15 protein-coding genes are annotated in these 17,130 nt (G+C 64.9%); 13 read left to right on the top strand and 2 right to left on the bottom strand.

The window, feature by feature from the left end:
- Nucleotides 1-21 precede the first annotated feature (21 nt).
- The gene (locus ACH2CY_RS27060; protein WP_395023079.1) at nucleotides 22-2,094 is read right to left on the bottom strand and encodes a bifunctional rhamnulose-1-phosphate aldolase/short-chain dehydrogenase; all 2,073 of its coding nucleotides are present in this window, start codon (nucleotides 2,092-2,094) and stop codon (nucleotides 22-24) included.
- Between the two features lie 202 nt (nucleotides 2,095-2,296).
- Here ACH2CY_RS27060 and ACH2CY_RS27055 point away from each other — a divergent pair, with 202 nt between their 5' ends.
- From ACH2CY_RS27055 to ACH2CY_RS27025, 7 genes are all read left to right on the top strand, one after another.
- Nucleotides 2,297-3,085: a DeoR/GlpR family DNA-binding transcription regulator gene (locus tag ACH2CY_RS27055; protein ID WP_395023077.1), complete on the top strand. Its 789-nt coding sequence runs from the start codon at nucleotides 2,297-2,299 to the stop codon at nucleotides 3,083-3,085.
- 104 nt (nucleotides 3,086-3,189) lie between these two features.
- Nucleotides 3,190-4,533 carry an FGGY-family carbohydrate kinase gene (locus ACH2CY_RS27050; protein ID WP_395023076.1) on the top strand — a complete coding sequence of 448 codons (1,344 nt, stop codon included), beginning with the start codon at nucleotides 3,190-3,192 and terminating at the stop codon, nucleotides 4,531-4,533.
- Complete coding sequence (locus tag ACH2CY_RS27045; protein WP_395023075.1) at nucleotides 4,530-6,059, top strand: sugar ABC transporter ATP-binding protein; 1,530 nt, start codon at nucleotides 4,530-4,532, stop codon at nucleotides 6,057-6,059. The genes ACH2CY_RS27050 and ACH2CY_RS27045 overlap by 4 nt, the downstream gene beginning before the upstream one ends.
- The gene (locus tag ACH2CY_RS27040) at nucleotides 6,056-7,036 is read left to right on the top strand and encodes an ABC transporter permease (protein WP_395023074.1); all 981 of its coding nucleotides are present in this window, start codon (nucleotides 6,056-6,058) and stop codon (nucleotides 7,034-7,036) included. The genes ACH2CY_RS27045 and ACH2CY_RS27040 overlap by 4 nt, the downstream gene beginning before the upstream one ends.
- 2 nt (nucleotides 7,037-7,038) lie before the next feature.
- The gene (locus ACH2CY_RS27035; RefSeq protein ID WP_395023073.1) at nucleotides 7,039-7,989 is read left to right on the top strand and encodes an ABC transporter permease; all 951 of its coding nucleotides are present in this window, start codon (nucleotides 7,039-7,041) and stop codon (nucleotides 7,987-7,989) included.
- 59 nt (nucleotides 7,990-8,048) lie between these two features.
- Nucleotides 8,049-9,158: a substrate-binding domain-containing protein gene (locus tag ACH2CY_RS27030; RefSeq protein ID WP_395023072.1), complete on the top strand. Its 1,110-nt coding sequence runs from the start codon at nucleotides 8,049-8,051 to the stop codon at nucleotides 9,156-9,158.
- A gap of 127 nt (nucleotides 9,159-9,285) precedes the next feature.
- Entirely contained in the window at nucleotides 9,286-10,443 is a 1,158-nt protein-coding gene (locus ACH2CY_RS27025) for a mandelate racemase/muconate lactonizing enzyme family protein (RefSeq protein ID WP_395023071.1), read from the top strand.
- A gap of 57 nt (nucleotides 10,444-10,500) precedes the next feature.
- Here ACH2CY_RS27025 and ACH2CY_RS27020 read toward each other — a convergent pair whose 3' ends face one another.
- Entirely contained in the window at nucleotides 10,501-11,877 is a 1,377-nt protein-coding gene (locus tag ACH2CY_RS27020) for a D-alanyl-D-alanine carboxypeptidase (protein ID WP_395023070.1), read from the bottom strand.
- A gap of 211 nt (nucleotides 11,878-12,088) precedes the next feature.
- Here ACH2CY_RS27020 and ACH2CY_RS27015 point away from each other — a divergent pair, with 211 nt between their 5' ends.
- The 6 genes from ACH2CY_RS27015 to ACH2CY_RS26990 all read left to right on the top strand — a co-directional run bounded on the left by ACH2CY_RS27015 (nucleotide 12,089) and on the right by ACH2CY_RS26990 (nucleotide 17,007).
- Entirely contained in the window at nucleotides 12,089-12,814 is a 726-nt protein-coding gene (locus tag ACH2CY_RS27015) for a hypothetical protein (protein ID WP_395023069.1), read from the top strand.
- Between the two features lie 260 nt (nucleotides 12,815-13,074).
- Entirely contained in the window at nucleotides 13,075-13,440 is a 366-nt protein-coding gene (gene clpS, locus ACH2CY_RS27010; protein ID WP_395023067.1) for an ATP-dependent Clp protease adapter ClpS, read from the top strand.
- Nucleotides 13,441-13,496: 56 nt separating this feature from the next.
- The gene (gene clpA / locus ACH2CY_RS27005; RefSeq protein WP_395023065.1) at nucleotides 13,497-15,818 is read left to right on the top strand and encodes an ATP-dependent Clp protease ATP-binding subunit ClpA; all 2,322 of its coding nucleotides are present in this window, start codon (nucleotides 13,497-13,499) and stop codon (nucleotides 15,816-15,818) included.
- 3 nt (nucleotides 15,819-15,821) lie between these two features.
- Nucleotides 15,822-15,947, top strand: coding sequence for a hypothetical protein (locus ACH2CY_RS27000; RefSeq protein ID WP_395023063.1), 126 nt, complete (start codon nucleotides 15,822-15,824; stop codon nucleotides 15,945-15,947).
- A gap of 354 nt (nucleotides 15,948-16,301) precedes the next feature.
- Entirely contained in the window at nucleotides 16,302-16,634 is a 333-nt protein-coding gene (locus ACH2CY_RS26995) for a hypothetical protein (protein WP_395023062.1), read from the top strand.
- Nucleotide 16,635: 1 nt separating this feature from the next.
- On the top strand, nucleotides 16,636-17,007 hold the full coding sequence (locus ACH2CY_RS26990) for a hypothetical protein (RefSeq protein ID WP_395023060.1): 372 nt from the start codon (nucleotides 16,636-16,638) through the stop codon (nucleotides 17,005-17,007).
- Nucleotides 17,008-17,130: the final 123 nt, after the last annotated feature.

The following is a 17,130-nucleotide window of genomic DNA, read 5'->3' as shown; positions in this document are numbered from 1 at the left end:
GGTGGGTTCCTCCCAGAAGATTTAGCGCGAGAACGAGACGGCGTTGCCGGCGTCCACGTTCAGGATGTTGCCGGTCGATTTCGGCGCCTCTGTGCAGAAGAACTTCACCGCCGCCGCGATGTCCTCGGGGTAGACCGAGAGCTTCAGCAGCGAGCGCTGGCGGTAATGCTCCTCGAGCTGGTCCTGCTCGATCTTATAGGCCTCGGCGCGTTCCTTCAGCCAGTCCCCGCTCCAGATCGTGGAGCCGCGCAGCACCGCGTCCGGGTTGACCACGTTGACGCGGATCCCGTCCGGCGCGCCTTCGAGCGCGAGGCAGCGCGCAAGATGAACTTCCGCCGCCTTGGCCGTGCAATAGGCCGAGGCGCCCGGCGAGGCCGCCATCGCATTCTTCGAGGCGATGAACACGATGCCGCCGCCGATCTTCTGCTTCTTCAAGAGCCGGAAGGCCTCGCGGCTCACCAGGAAGTATCCGGTGGCCAGCACCGAGATGTTCTTGTTCCAGAGCTCGATCGAGGTGTCCTCGACCGGCGCCGAGGAGGCGATGCCGGCATTGGAGACCAGGATATCGACCCCGCCGAACTGCCGCGCCGTCGCGGCGAAGGCCTCGATCACCGATTTCTCGTCGGTCACGTCCACTTGCACGCCCCAGACCCGGTCCTTGCCGTGCTTGGCGCCGAACTCCTTCACTGTGCCGTCGAGCCGCCCCTGGTCGATATCGACCAAAGCCACGCAGGCGCCTTCAGCAAGCAAAGCCTCAGCCGTGGCGCGGCCGATGCCGCCGGCGCCGCCGGTGATGAAGGCGACGCGGCCGGCGAGGCTCTTCGGCTTCGGCATGCGCTGCAGCTTCGCCTCTTCCAGCAGCCAGTATTCGATGTCGAAGGCCTCCTGCTCGTCGAGGCCGACATATTTATCGACGCCGCTGGCGCCGCGCATCACGTTGATGGCGTTGATATAGAACTCGCCGGCGATTCGTGCCGTCGACTTGTCGGCGGCGAAGGTGATCATGCCGACGCCGGGAACGAGGAAGACGATCGGGTTGGGATCGCGCAGCTTCGGGCTGTTCGCCCGCTTGCAGCGCTCGTAATAGGCCGTGTAGTCGGCACGATAGGCCTCCAGCGCCCGGTCGAGATCGGCCACATTCTTGCCGTCGAACGCCAGCACCAGCGGCCGGATCTTGGTGCGCAGGAAATGGTCGGGGCAGGAGGTGCCGAGCGCGGCCAGCCCGTCGAGATCCTTGGCGCAGACGAATTCCAGCACTTCCGGTGAATCGTTGAAATGCCCGACCTTCGGCTGCTTCGCCGAGATCTTGCCGCGGATGAGCGGCATCAGCTCCGAGGCGATGCGCTGCCGCTCCGAGACGGCAAGCGGCGCGCGGGTCGCACCACCGAACAAGGTCTTGCCAGACAGTTTTTGTTTAAGCCAGGCATCGGCCTTGCGGATGATGCGCAGAGTCTGGTCGTAGCAATCCTTCGACGTATCGCCCCAGGTGAAGACGCCATGGCCGGCCAGTACGATGCCCTTCAGCGCCGGATTCTTCGCCGCCATCTCGCCCAGTTTCAGGCCGAGGTCGAAGCCCGGGCGCTGCCAGGGCAGCCAGCCCATCTCGGCACCGAAAATTTCCGTGGTCAGCGCCTGGCTCCGCGCCGCGGCGGCGATCGCGATCACCGCGTCGGGATGCATGTGATCCACATGGGCCTTCGGGATGAAGGCGTGCAGCGGCGTGTCGATGCTGGCCGCACGCGGATTCATGTTGAAGGTGCAGTGAGAGAGATAGCCCACCATCTCGTCCTCGTGTTCGAGGCCGCGATAGAGCCGCTTCAGATGCTCGAGCTTGTCGAGATAGAGGGTCGAGAAGCCGTCGAGCTTCATGCTGCCGAGATCTCCCCCGGAGCCCTTGACCCAGAGCACGGTCACGGTCTCCCCCGTCAGCGGATCCTTCGCCGCGATCTTTGCCGAGGTGTTGCCGCCGCCGTAATTGGTGACCCGGAGATCGGCGCCGAGCAGGTTCGAGCGATAGAGCAGCAGCTCCGGCTCGCTCATCCCCTTGGCCTTGTTGTCGTCCCAGAGAGAAGGGATGCCCTCGATCGTGTCCACGGCGCAGCTCCATCAATTCGTCAATATTGCTCATCCGAGCAAGGCTGGGGGATTCGAATAGGCTTCTACGAGCCTCCGGTCAACGCATTCTGATCATTTTGCATCGCAGCGAGGGTTTGTTGCGACGCAATATGATCTGTGGGTGAGCAATTTTGAACAATTCGATTTGACGCCCCGCGCCGTTCCAGGGTATTCGGGACGGATGCTGCAGCGGCAACGCCATCACCTGATCTGCGAGATCGTCGCGACCCAAGGTTACGCGACGGTGCCGGATTTGATGGCGCGTCTGGAGGCCTCGCGCGCCACCGTCGCCCGCGACATTCAGGAACTGGCGCTCGCCGGCCGCATCCGCAAGGTGCGCGGCGGCGCCGAGGCGATGCATGGGGCACCGGCCTTGGCCGAGCCGAACTTCGACACCAACCAGCTTAGGAACCGCGAGCTGAAGCGCGCGATCGCCCGCGCCGCGGCCGACCTCTGCCAATCCGGCGAATCCATCATCATGGACGGCGGCACCACGGTCTTCGCCATGACCGAGTTCATCGCCGGCCGCGATCTCGAGGTTCTGACCAATTCCTTTCCGATCGCCGAATACCTGATGAAGCGCGGGCAGGGGCGGGTGATCCTGCCGGGCGGCGAGGTGTTCCGCGAGCAGGGCCTGATCCTCTCGCCCTTCGAGGACGACACGATCGAGCGCTTCATCGCCTCGAAGATCTTCATCGGCGCCCGGGCGATCACCCAGCACGGTCTGATGCAGACCGATCCGCTGCTGATCCGCGCCGAGCAGAAGCTGATCCGGCAGGCCGAGCAGATGATCGTACTGACCGACAGCAGCAAGTTCGGAAACCGCGGCAGTCTCATTCTCTGTCCGCTGGAGCGGATCCACACCATCATCACCGACGACGGTATCGAAAGCGGCTCGCATAAGATGCTGACCGACGCCGGGATCAGGGTCATCGTCGCGCATCCATTGCAGACGGCATCGGTCGCGTAACGGCGCGGCCGCTGCACAACTAGAACACCGGTGAACAGGGGGCCGGATCGAATGAAGTTTCTCGCTGCGCCAGCAATCGCCACCGCGCGCTGAAGCCAACGCGCATGGCGATCGTCGTCTTCGACATCGGCAAGACCAACCTGAAGCTCTCCCTGGTCGAAGGGGGGGCCATCCGGCATGCGCTGTCGCAGCCCAACGTCAATCTGCCCGGTCCGCCCTATCTCCATTTCGACACCGAGGCGACCTGGGCCTTCCTGTTGAAGGGGCTGAACAAGCTCGCCGCGATGGCAAAGATCACCGACATCGTGCCCGTGGCGCATGGCGCGGCCGGCGTGCTGGTGGATGCCAACGGCGATCTCGCACTGCCGATGCTCGACTACGAGCATCCGATCACGGACGACGGCTACGACGCGGTCGCTTCGCCTTTCTCCGAGACCTTCACGCCGAAGATGGCGAATGGTCTGGTGTTCGGCCGCCAGCTCTATTGGCAGAAGCAGAATTTCCCGGACGGTTTCGCGCGGATCAAATGGATCTTCGGCCATCCGCAATACTGGGCCTTCCGACTGACCGGCCAGGCCTGGAGCGAAGTGACGTCGCTTGGCTGCCATGGTGGACTCTGGCGCCCCGTGGAAGGCACCTTCAGCAGCTTCACCGAGAAAATGGGCTGGACCCATCTCTTCCCGCCGCTCAAGAAAGCGAGCGATGTCGCCGGTCCGCTCACGCCCGAAGTGCTGCGCCAGACCGGCCTGCCGTCGGATTGCAAGGTGCGGGTCGGCATTCATGACAGCAATGCCTCCTTCCTGCGCCACCGCATGACCAGGCCGATGCCCTTTGCCGTCGCCTCGACCGGAACCTGGGTCGTGTGCATGGCGGCGGGCGCGGACCCGCGGCAGATGCCGGAGAACCGCAACTGCCTCTCCAATGTCGATGCCCTCGGCACCCCCGTGCCCTGCTGCAATTTCATGGGCGGCCGCGAATTCCAGCGGCTCACCGCGGGCCTCAACGGCTGTGTCACCACCATGGACGATGTCGCCGCGGTCCTGGAGCAAGGCTCGATCCTGGTGCCGCCGTTGGGCGATGACGGCGGCCCCTTCGACGGCAACCCGCTGGGCGGCCCCGAAGGCGTGCCGACCCAGACCGATGAGCAAGCCGTCGCGCGGGCCAGCGTCTACCTCGCGCTCATGACCGATTATTGCTTTGATCTCTTGAAAGCCGAAGGACCGGTCATCGTCGAAGGCAGCCTCACCGGCAACCACGCCTACCTCAACGCGCTCGCCTGCCTCCGCAAGGAGAATGGCGTGATGGTCTCCAGCGATGCGACCGGCACGGTTTCGGGCGCGGTGCTGCTGGCCGGCTCCAGCATTCCCGACGAGCCGGAGCCGGTCGAGCCGATCGACTTGCCGATGGCGCAGTACAAGCAGGCCTGGCGCGAGGCGCTCCCCGTATGACCAACCTGCTCGAAGTCTCCGGCGTCTCGAAATCCTTCGGGCCTGTGAAGGTGCTGAAGGAGGTCAGTTTCGACGTCCGCGCCGGCGAGGTGCATGCCTTGCTCGGCGAGAACGGCGCCGGAAAATCCACCCTGATCAAGATCGTCGCCGGCGTGCAGCTTGCCGATGAAGGTGAGGTGCGGCTGGAGGGGAAGCCCGTGCGCTTCTCGAGCCCGCGCGAGGCGGCGCAGCACGGCATCGCCACGGTCTACCAGGAGCTGCTGCTCTTTCCCGACCTCACGGTGGCCGAGAACATCTATCTCGGACATGCGCCGAAGACCAAATGGGGCACGCTGGATTGGAACGCGATGCGGGCCGGCGCCCGCGCGCTGCTGGATTCCCTCGACAGCCCGGATCTCGATGTCGATACCACTGTCGGCAAGCTCTCGGTCGCCAACCGCCAGCGGGTCGAGATCGCGAAAGCGCTCTCCCAGAATGCCAAGCTGGTCATCATGGACGAGCCGACCGCCGCCCTCGCCGATGCGGACGCGCGCCGGTTGATGGAAGTGGTGAAGCGCCTGCGCGACCGCGGCGTCGGCATCATCTACGTCTCGCACCGCCTGCCGGAGATCTTCGCGCTCGCCGACCGCGTCACGGTCCTGCGCGACGGCAGCTATGTCGGCACCAAGCCGATCGGCGAAGTGACCGAGGGTGACCTGGTCTCGATGATGGTCGGCCGCGCCATCGACCATCTCTTCCCCAAGGTCGACACCACGCCGGGCGAGACCATTCTCGAGGTGAAGAATCTCTGCTACCGCAATGTGGTCAACGACATCAGCTTCAGCTTGCGCGCCGGCGAGATCGTCGGCATCGCCGGCCTGGTCGGCTCGGGCCGCACCGAGACCGCGCTCACCATCTTCGGCATCACCCCGGCGACCTCCGGCGAGATCCTGATCGACGGCAAGCCGGTGACGATCGGCAGCCCCGACGACGCGCGACGCCTGAAGATCGCCTATGTGCCGGAGGATCGCGGCTCGCAGGGCCTCATTCGCCCGCAGACCGTGCGCGAGAATGTCTCGTTGGCGATCCTCGACCGGATCGCCAAGGCCTTCGTGGTCGATCGGCCGCGCGAGGGCAGCCTCGCCCGGCAGGCGATCGAGCGTTTCGGCATCCGCACCCGCGGGCCGGAGCAGCGGGTGAAGCAGCTCTCCGGCGGCAACCAGCAGAAGGTGGTGCTGGCGAAATGGGTCGCGACCGAGCCCAGAGTCCTCATCATGGACGAGCCCACCCGCGGGATCGACGTCGGCGCCAAGGCCGAGATCCATGCGCTGATGAGCCGGCTCGCGGGGCAAGGCCTCGCCGTGCTGATGATCTCCAGCGAGCTGCCCGAGGTGCTCGGGATGAGCGACCGGGTGCTGGTGATGCGCGGCGGCCGCATCGTCGGCCAGTTCGACCGCAAGGACGCGACCCCCGATGCCGTCGGCGCCGCGATGACCGCGGCCAAGAGCGGCCACAGCCTTGAATCGGCAGGAGCGGCGGCATCATGACGGCGGCACAGAACATCATGGGCGCCGTGCCGGTCCGCCGCTGGAAGTCGGTGTTCGAATCCTACGGCCAGGAATTGGTGATCCTCGGCGTCATCGTCGTGCTGTTCGTCGGCGTTGGGCTCTACAACCCACGCTTCCTTTCGGTCACCAATATCAACAGCATCTTCGTCGGCAATGCCTATATCGCGATCGCCGCGATCGGGATGTCGCTGGTGATCATCTCCGGCAATATCGACGTCTCGGTCGGCTCCCTGATCGGCGTCCTCGCCACCATCGCCGGCACCATGGCGGTCAACGGCTATCCGGTCATTCTCTGCTGGCTGGTGCCGATCGCGGTCGGCATGGCGATCAATGCCGGGGTCGGCTTCCTGGTCGCCTATGTGAAGATCCCGTCGATCGTCGTCACCCTCGGCATGCTCTCGATCCTGAAGGGCGGCCTGATCAGCGTCACCGGCGGCGCCTGGATCAGCGGCATGCCGCCGGAATTCATGATCGCCCAGTTCCGCCTGTTCGGGATTCCCTCCTCGGTCTATTTCATGGTGGTGCTGACCGTCCTCGCGGCGCTCTGGATGAAATACTCGGTGTTCGGCCGCACCATCTACGCGATCGGCGGGAATCCGGAAGCGGCCCGGGTCAGCGGCATCCGCATGCAGTCCTCGGTGGTCGGAATCTTCACCATCCACGGGATGTTCGCCGGCATCGCCGCGATCCTGTTCGCGACCCAGCTTCAAGTGATCCAGTCGACCGTGCCGCCCAACCTCGAGCTCACGGTCATTACCGCCTCGGTGGTCGGCGGCGTCAGCATCTTGGGCGGCACCGGCACGGTGCTCGGCTCGACCCTGGCGGCGATCCTGTTCGCCGCGATCGGCTCCTCGCTGGTCTTCCTCAACGTCTCCGCCTATTGGCTGCGCGCGGTACAGGGTCTGATGATCCTCGCCACCGTGCTGGCCGACATGGCGCGGCGGCGGAGGATCTGACGATGGCAACCATGGTCATGAACCGCGTGCTGCGTCATGAATCGATCCTCGGCGTGCTGCTCGTCGCCGCGCTCTTCGTGCTGGCCGCGCAGTCGCCGCATTTCTGGACCGCCGACAATCTCTTGAACCAGGGCCGCCTGATGGCCGAGGTCGGCCTCATCGCGCTGCCGATGACCTTCGTCATCGTGACCGGCGGCATCGATCTGTCGGTCGGCTCGATCTTCGGCCTCTCCGCCATCCTGCTCGGCGTCTTCTGGCAGAACACGGGCATGCCGCTCCCCGTGGCGATGATCGCCGCGGTGCTGGTCGGCGCGATTGCCGGCCTGGGCAACGGCCTCATCATCACCCGTTTCAAGGTGCCGCCGCTGATCGCGACCTTGGCGACCTTGGCACTCTACCGCGGCCTGGCGGAAGGAATCAGCCAGGCGCGTTCGGTGCGCGGCTATCCGGAATGGTTCTTCGTGCTGGGGCAGGGCGAGGTCCTCGGCGTGCCGACCCAGCTCTGGCTGCTGGTCGTCTGCTTCGTGATCGCGGCCTTCATCCTGGGGATGACCACGTTCGGCCGCACCACCTATGCGATCGGCTCCAACGAAGTGGCGGCGCGCTTCTCCGGCCTCAAGGTCGACCGCGCCAAGCTGCTGATCTACGGCGCCTCCGGCCTGATCTCCGGCTTGGCCGCCGTGATCTTCGTCAGCCGCGTCTCCACCACGCGCTCGGACATGGGCACCGGCTACGAGCTCGACGTGATCACCGCGGTGGTCTTGGGCGGCACGTCGATCTTCGGCGGGCGCGGAACCATCATCGGCACCGCCTTGGGCCTCATCCTGATGCAGGCCCTGAAGAACGGCCTGGCGCTTTCGGGCGTCAAGGGCGACGGAACGATCGTGGTGATCGGGGCGGTGCTGATCGCCGCGATCCTGGTCGGCAATCTCTTGAGTCGCGACGATAACTAAACGGGAGGAAGGCGTGGCCGCCGTCTCAAAATCCACGCCATACATGAGGAGGAAAAGCGATGCGTAAGACTCTGTTTCTGACCGCCGCCCTCGGGCTTTGCCTGGGCGGCACCGCCGCGATGGCGGATTCAGCCTGGACCGGCGGCGACAACCTGCCGACCAACCCGCTCTCTTGCGACAACACCCCGGGCGAGGCGGCGGCGATGCCCTATGACGGCGGCGCGCCGACCGGGGCACCGGACCTGAAGGGCAAGAAGATCACCGTGGTCGACGTGCCGAAGCTGATCGGCATCGGCTACTTCAACGCGACCTCGAAGGGCATCGCCGACGCGGCGGCCGAGCTCGGCAATGTCGAGGCCAAGACCGACGGGCCGACCCAGGCCAACATCGACCAGCAGATCTCCTTCATCGACAACTACATCACCAGCGGCGTCAACGGCATCCTGTTCGCCGCCAACGATCCGGTGGCGATTGCACCGGTCTTGAAGAAGGCGCTGTCGAAGGGCATCCACGTGGTCGGCTACGACGCCAACTCGCAGCCCGACGCCCGCGAATGGTTCGTCAACCAGGCGCAGTTCAACGGCATCGGCAAGGCGCTGATCGACGACATGGCCAAGGAGATCGGCGAGGAAGGCGCCTTCGCCATCGTCACTTCGACCTTCACCACGCCGAACCAGGCGCGCTGGATCGCCGAGATGGCGGCCTACCAGGCCAAGTGCCATCCGAAGATGAAGTGGCTGGAGACCGTTGAAGCCCAGGAGGACAACAACCTCTCCTTCAACCAGGCGACCACGCTCATCAACAAATACGGCGATGACCTCAAAGGCATCTTCGGCATGACCAGCGTCGCGACCCCTGCGTCGGCGGAAGCCGTCACCCAGGCCGGCAAGTGCGGCAAGATCGCCGTGGTCGGCCTCGCCACGCCGAACGCGATGAAGCCCTATGTGGAGAAGGACTGCGTGAAGTCGGTGGTGCTCTGGAACCCGGTCGATCTCGGCTATGCCGCGATGCACGTGCTCCGCGCCGCGGTCGACGGCACGCTGCAGCCGGGTGCGAAGTCGGTGAAGGCCGGCAAGCTCGGCGAACTGCAGATCATCAACGGCAGCGAAGTGCTGCTGGGCGCGCCGACCACCTTCACCAAGGAGAACATCGGCAACTTCGACTTCTAAAGCCTGACTGGCTTGCAGCAAGCCCTCCCCCGGGAAGCCGGGGGAGGGCCTTTTTTTGTCCGGGGACATTCCCCGCCCTGGCATTTTCGCCTAGGGTCACCGGCGCAATCAGGGGGGAGTTTCGAACGTGACTGCGAACGCGGTGAAGATCCGCAAGATCGTGTCGGTGCCGCTCTTGGGCGAGAGCCCGAAGGGCGGCTGGTCGAGCGAGATCCGGCCGGAGGATTCCGTTCATACGCTGGTCGCCGTGCACACCGATGCCGGGATCACCGGCTATGGCAGCGCCTTCACCAACGGCGGTCTGGTCGCCGCGGCCTTGAAGGTGCTGGAGCCGGTCTTCGCGAACGAGAACGCACTGGAGCCCGAACGCGTCACCGAGGCCCTGCACCAGAACACTTTCTGGATGGGGCGCGGCGGCACGCTCACGCACGCGATCAGCGCGATCGACATCGCGCTCTGGGACATCCTCGGCAAGGTCACCGGTCAGCCGGTCGGGCGCTTGCTCGGCGGGACCTATCGCCGGCGCGTGCAGCCCTATTGCTCGCTGCTGATGGAGCAGCCGGACCAGATGCGCGCGGTCGTTGCCAAGTATCGCGCGCGCGGCTTCCGCGCCTTCAAGATCGGCTGGGGCCCGTTCGGCCGCGCCCAGGACGCGAAGCTGGACGAGGCGATCGTGCAGGCCGCGCGCGAGGCGGCGGGTCCGGAGGCGAAGCTCTTCGTCGATGCCGGCGCCAGCGACGCCTATTGGCCGCACGGCTTAAAATGGGCCTTGCGCACCGCGGACATGTTGGATGCCTACGGCATCGGCTGGTTCGAGGAAGCCGTGAAGCCCGACGCGATCGACGATTTCTGCGAACTCCGCCGCAGGAGCCCGGTGCCGATTGCCGGCGGCGAGGTGCTGACAAGGCGCCAGAGCTTCATGCCCTGGCTGCAGCGCGGCGCCTTCGACATCGTGCAGCCCGACGTCACCAAGGTCGGTGGCATCAGCGAGCAGCGCCGCATCGCCTGGATGGCCTACGACTTCGGCGTCAAATACATCGGCCACGGCTGGAACACCGCGCTCGGCGTCGCCGCCGACCTGCAGCTCGCCGCCGCGATGCCGGACACCGACCTGGTCGAGTTCATCGGCGGCAGCCCTTACGTGGACGGCATCCTCGAGCGGCCCTTCGCGCTCGACGCCGAGGGCAATCTGGAGATCCCGGCGCTGCCCGGGCTCGGTGTCGCGCTCGATCGCGACAAGCTGGCGCGCTACACCCCGGACCCGGCGCCGCTCTTCGCGGCCTGAATGAAAACGGCGCGGGTTTTGGCCCGCGCCGTTTCGCTGTCGATTGGAAAGACCCGATCAGTTCGCCTTGGCGAGCCCGTCGTCGGTGGTGAAGACCATGCAGTCGGTCCTCTTCGCCTTCAGCTGCGCGCAGGCCTTCTCGGCATCGGCCTTGGTGAGGCCGGTGACCCGGGCGCGATAGAGCTTGCCCTGCTCGTCGATCGCGATCCTGGAATCGGCGAAAATCTCCGGCAGCGCGCGGGTGGCCTTGACCGCGGCCTTCTGGGCCGGGGCGTATTGCGCATAGGCGCCGACCTGGACGCCGTAGCCGGTATTGCCCGAGCGCCAGACATTCTCGATCGCCTGCGAATCCGGCGCCGCGGCATTGGCGAACTGCAGCTGCAGGCCGCTGCCGGGCTTCAGGATCGGCAACAGCGGATCGCCGCTGCTGATGCTGGCCGGCATGATCGCGGCACCTTCGCCGTCCTCGCCCGAAGCGACCATCGGCTCCGCGGGGTCCGGCACCATGGCGGCGGCGACCAGAGCAGCCGGCACCGAGACCGGCGCCGCGGCGACCACCACGGCCGGCGCCTTGGCTGGACCGGCCGAGTTCGGCGCGGAGAGCGCCAGCATCGTGCCGTTGCCCTTGGCCGGCGTCTTGAAGCCCTTGTTCATCATCGCGACCATCTGCTTGTCGCGGAGGTAAGGGGTGGAGCCGCCCAGCACCACGCCCACCAGGCGGCGGCCGTTCTGCTCGGCGGAGGAAACCAGGTTGAAGCCGGAGGCGCGGATATAACCGGTCTTGATGCCGTCGGCGCCGTTGAGCTTGTTCAGCACGCGATTGTGACCGGCATACTGCACACCGCGATAGCTGAACCGCTCGGCGGCGAAGTAGTGATAATACTCCGGGAAATCGCGCAGCAGCGCCACGCCCAGGATCGCCTGGTCACGCGCGGTGGTGCGCTGCTCCGGATTGGGCAGGCCGTTGGCATTGCGATAGGTGGTGTTCTTCATGCCGAGCGCACGCGCCGTCTGGGTCATCGTCTTGGCGAAGGCCCATTCGCTGCCGGCGATCTCTTCGCCGATCGCGGTCGCCGCGTCGTTGGCGGAACGCACCACCACCGCGAGGATCGCGGTCTCGACCTTGATCTTCGCGCCCGCCGAGACCGCGAGATTGGTCGCGTCCTGCGAGGCGGCATGATCGGAGAAGGTGATCGAATCGGTGAGCTTGATCTGCCCGCGCTTCAGGGCATCGAACAGCAGGTAGAGCGTCATCATCTTGGTGAGCGACGCGGGATAGGTCGAGACATCGGCATTGCTGGAAGAGATGACTTCGCCGGTGACCGCGTCGACCATGATCGAGGACGCCACAGGTTTGGCGAAAGCTTGGCCGGACAGAGACACCACGGCGAGGAGCAACCCGGCAAACAGCCAGGCAAGGCCACGAAGCGGCAAGGCTTTTCCGCTCGTTACGCGGTGCGGCTCATCCGCCATGGTAATAACCCCGACTATATTCCGGTATTCCCTCGATGATGACCAATTCTAGGGAAAACCATTAACCTTGTCTATACCCGGATCGGGGTTTAGGACAGGTAAAGAAGCGAAAGATGCAAGTTTATCATTGGGGTAGAGGATGGCGGCCGAAAGCGAAGCGTACTTAAGACGGATGGCAAAGGTCATGGTCCTGACGCTTTCGGGCCTCCTGGCCGGCTGCGCCTATCATGGCAATTCTGCGTCGAACTTGGACAATCCGGCGGTCCAGAAGTTCACCTGGTTCAGCTTCCTGGACGGGAGCGACCTCCGCGAGGCCTGCGCCGCACTCGGTCCCAACGCCCCGGCCCGCTACCGGCTGGTCTACAACGGGCAGTATGAGAAGCAGCTCCGGATCTACGAGATCGAGGCCCAGCCATCCGGTGGCGCCAGCCTGCGCGCCCGCACCAAAGGCACCACCAACCTGGCCAATTGGTGGGTCGCCGACAGCGCCGACCTGCTGGCGCCCTGGCGTTGGCGCGAGTCGACGGCGGCGCTGAGCCCGGCGGAAATGGCGCAATTTCACAAGGCTTTGGTCGAGTCGGGCTTCGGCCAAGGCGCGCCGCAGGGCCTGCGGCTGCCCTCCCAGGACTTCTATTGGGTGGCTTCCGGCTGCGAGGCGGGCCGGTTCCAATTCCATGCCTGGCGCGCCAAGCAGGGCCGGCTCGACGATGCGAAATTCCAGGATTTCCTGCTGCGCCATGACGGCACCGGCCTCGGATTCCGCCAACCTTACGTGCTGCCGATCGAGGAAAGCTCCGCCCACCGCCCGGCCGGCGGCAAGAACGGCCGCAATCCCAGCTCGAATTTCACGGTCGAGGTCAGCGGTGAAGGGATCGGCGGCCTCATCAACGCATTTTGATAGAGGTCGGCGCGTCGTTGCCCGGCGCGGGATCCCGACCCCGATCCGGGTATGGTCTTCTGGCGGTCGCGCCAATGGGACGAGGGTGCGGGATGCGGCTTCGGCATGGGGCTGCAGCCGGGGCGGTACTGGAATGATGGCCACTAACCCCCATTTAACCGAATGTATGCTTCCCATATTATAGTGTTGAAGCGACGCGGCCGGGCCTCCGTCCCAATTTCTGGACGGGAACCGGTCGTAAGATGGAATGCGGGATCAGGATGGATCGGCGGATTTTGGCCAGCGGCGACGACAACGACGGCGAGAACGGCAAGGGTTCCGGCAACGGCAAGCCCAACACCGGCACCATCGTCAAGGCGCGGCCGAAGACCAAGAAGCCGTCGATGTACCGGGTCCTGCTCCTGAACGACGACTACACGCCGATGGAATTCGTCGTGCATGTGCTGGAGCGTTTTTTCGGCAAGAGCCGCGAACAGGCCACCGAGATCATGCTGCACGTGCATCACAGGGGCGTCGGGGTCTGCGGCGTATACACGTACGAAGTGGCGGAAACCAAAGTGGCACAAACGATCGAGTTCGCGCGTCGCCATCAGCACCCGCTCCAATGTACCATGGAGAAGGAATAGGCCGGCTCGGATCTGAACCGATCCCCGTCCGGTGAGTAGGAAAGGAACGACGCCCGATGCTCTCGCCGACGCTGGAACAAACACTCCACCGAGCGCTCGCTTACGCCAATGAGCGCCGGCATGATTACGCGACGCTGGAACATCTGCTCCTCGCGCTCGCCGACGATCAGGACGCCATCGCCGTCATGCGCGCCTGTAACCTCGACATCGAGAAGCTGAAGCGCGAGCTGACCGACTATATCGACAACCAGCTCTCCAACATCGTCGGCAAGCACCACAACGAGGCCAAGCCCACCGCCGGCTTCCAGCGCGTGCTGCAGCGCGCCGCGATCCATGTGCAATCCTCCGGCCGCGAGGAAGTGACCGGCGCCAATCTCCTGGTCGCCCTGTTCTCCGAGCGCGAGAGCCACGCCGTCTACTTCCTGCAGGAGCAGGAGATGACGCGCCTCGACGCCGTCAACTACATCAGCCACGGCATCGCCAAAGTGCCGGGCCGCACCGAGCAACGCCGGGTGCGCGGCGCCAGTCCGACCGGTGGCGGCGGCGACGGCGAGAATCCGGAGGCGCAGGCGAAGAGCGGCTCGGAAGCGCTCGAGGCCTATTGCGTCAACCTCAACCAGAAGGCCAAGAACGGCAAGATCGACCCGCTGATCGGCCGCGAGGCGGAAGTGAACCGCACCATCCAGGTGCTGTGCCGCCGCACCAAGAACAACCCGCTCTATGTGGGCGATCCCGGCGTCGGCAAGACCGCCATCGCCGAAGGCCTGGCGCGCCGCATCATCAACGGCGACGTGCCGGAGGTGCTGAAGACCGCGACCATCTTCGCGCTCGACATGGGCGCGCTCCTGGCCGGCACCCGCTACCGCGGCGACTTCGAGGAGCGCCTGAAGGCCGTGGTGAAGGAACTCGAGGCCACCGAAGGCGCCGTGCTCTTCATCGACGAGATCCACACCGTGATCGGCGCCGGCGCCACCTCCGGCGGCTCGATGGACGCCTCCAACCTGCTGAAGCCCGCTTTGCAGTCGGGGCAGCTGAAGTGCATCGGCTCCACGACCTATAAGGAGTACCGCCAGCATTTCGAGAAGGACCGCGCGCTCGTCCGCCGCTTCCAGAAGATCGACGTCAACGAGCCCTCGCAAGAGGACGCGGTGAAGATCCTGCGCGGCCTGAAGCCCTATTACGAGAAGCACCATAAGGTGCGCTACACCAACGAGGCGATCCGCGCCGCGGTGGAGCTCTCGGCCCGCTACATCGGCGACCGCAAGCTGCCCGACAAGGCGATCGACATCATCGACGAGGTCGGTGCCGCGCAGATGCTGCTGCCGGAATCGAAGCGCAAGAAGACCATCGCGGTGAAGGACGTCGAGGCCGTGGTGGCCATGATCGCCCGGATCCCACCAAAGACCGTCACTAAGGACGACAAGGCCACGCTGAAGAATCTCGACCGTGACCTGAAGACCATGGTGTTCGGCCAGGACGGCGCGATCGACTCGCTGACTGCCGCCATCAAGCTCGCCCGCGCGGGGCTGCGCGAGCCGGAGAAGCCGATCGGCGCCTATCTGTTCTCCGGTCCCACCGGCGTCGGCAAGACCGAGGTCGCCAAACAGCTCTCGCGCTCGATGGGCATCGAGCTGGTGCGCTTCGACATGTCGGAATACATGGAGCGGCACACCGTCTCGCGCCTGATCGGCGCGCCTCCGGGCTATGTCGGCTTCGACCAGGGCGGCTTGCTGACCGATGCGATCGACCAGCATCCGCACGCCGTGCTGCTGCTGGACGAAATCGAGAAGGCGCACCCGGATCTGTTCAACATCCTCTTGCAGGTGATGGACCACGGGAAATTGACCGACCACAACGGCAAGTCGGTCGATTTCCGCAACGTGATCCTGATCATGACCACGAATGCAGGAGCGGCGGCCATGTCCAAGGCGGCGATCGGCTTCGGCCGTGACAAGCGCGAGGGCGAGGATCAGGCGGAGATCGAGCGGCTGTTCGCGCCGGAGTTCCGCAATCGCCTGGATGCGGTGATCCAGTTCGCCAACCTGCCGGCCGAGATCGTGGCCCAGGTGGTGGACAAGTTCATCATCCAGCTCGAGACCCAGTTGGCCGACCGCAACGTCACCATCGAGCTCTCCGAGGAGGCGCGGAAGTGGCTCGCCTCGAAGGGCTTCGACCCGCTCTATGGCGCGCGGCCGCTGGCCCGCGTGATCCAGGAGAACGTGAAGAAGCCGCTGGCCGAGGAGCTCCTGTTCGGCAAGCTCGAGAAGGGCGGCACGGTCCGCGTCGATCTCGACAAGGAGATCGACAAGCTGGTCTTCAAGATCGTGGAATCGAAGTCCAGCCCGCAGGAAGAAACCGTCGACACGGTGGACGCCTAAGCGATGTCGACCGCGATCCTCATCGCCATCCTCACCGGCACCGCCGCGGCAGCCATTGCCGCGGCGGCCCTGCCGAAACCGCAGCCCAAGCCGGTCCCCGCCAGGGCGCGCAAGGGCAAGCGGCGCTAGCCGGAACGCGCTCTTTCGCCCCACTCGGTCGTCATCCCAAGCCTTGGGCTTGGGATGAAGAGTTTCGATCCGCAAGCTGAGAACAGGATCTCGCTTGCTAAGTCTCACGAAGCGTCACGACTCTCCCGACGGAAGAGGGAGCACGGCGTTGCGCATCGGAACGGCCGGCAGCAACAGCGTCCCTTCTCCCGTAGGGAGAAGGACAGGATGAGGGCCTTGAAGCTGCGTGAGGCCGAACAAGCGGAAGCACCGAGAGCAGACGGCGCTGCGGGCGCTGACCGCCCTTAACCTTGCTGGCGATTGAGCGTCGGCCGGGGCTTTGCTACTCTGGGTCAGGTGATCCGGAGAGTGAACATGAGTGCCCGAGCTGCGACGCAGACCGAAGCAATCCCGAGCGACGAGGCCCTTTTGGCCGAAATCACACAGCCCATGCTTGCGAAGCTCAAACTCGACTCCCGTCTGCAATCCTCCGCCATCGCCGGCCTGTTGATGGCTCCAAGTATCTTGGCGCCGGAACTCTCCAAGCAGTCCGACATCGGCTTTGGCATTCCGCTGAGGGTCCTGACCTTTGGGTTGTTCGTCTGCGCGGTCGTGATCCTGTTTCGCGCCCTCCTCAGGACGCCCCCAATGCTCCGCCAGGAACTCCGCTATCGTCGCGAGCACGGCAAGTGGCGCTGGGAGCGTTGACATGACCATCGACACATCCGCATCGCTATCTTCTGCAGACTCAGACGAAGCGTTGATCGCCGAACTCACCCCAGAGATGCTCGCGAAGCTCAAGGCCGACTCTCGCAAGCAGGCCATTCGGGAAGGCGCTCTTATGAGTTTGCTGGGCGTATACTTGATCCCAAATGCTTACAAGCAATTCTCTCCCGCAGAATCATCGCCCCAACCCAATCAGATTGCCGACTGGATCGGCCTGCTCGTGCTGCTGGTCATGATCGGATTCGTTGTCCATGGCGGCATCACGATGCTGCGCGGTTTCATCGGTCGGCCTGCACTGCTCCACGCCGAACTCCTCTACCGCCGCCAGCACGACACGTGGCGCTGGGAGCGCTAGCAGGCTGTTGAAAAAGCCTATAGCGGTCGATCTTTGGAGATGATTCACTCGAAGTGAAGAAAGCTTCTGGGGGATCAGATGCGTGGATCGGACGATCAGGCAGGATCACTATTCTCGTACGTC

Origin of the sequence: Dongia sp. (assembly GCF_041905885.1) — a bacterium.
GTDB lineage: Bacteria > Pseudomonadota > Alphaproteobacteria > Dongiales > Dongiaceae > Dongia.
Note: the sequence above shows the minus strand (reverse complement) of the source record. Positions and strands in the feature narration are given on the sequence as shown.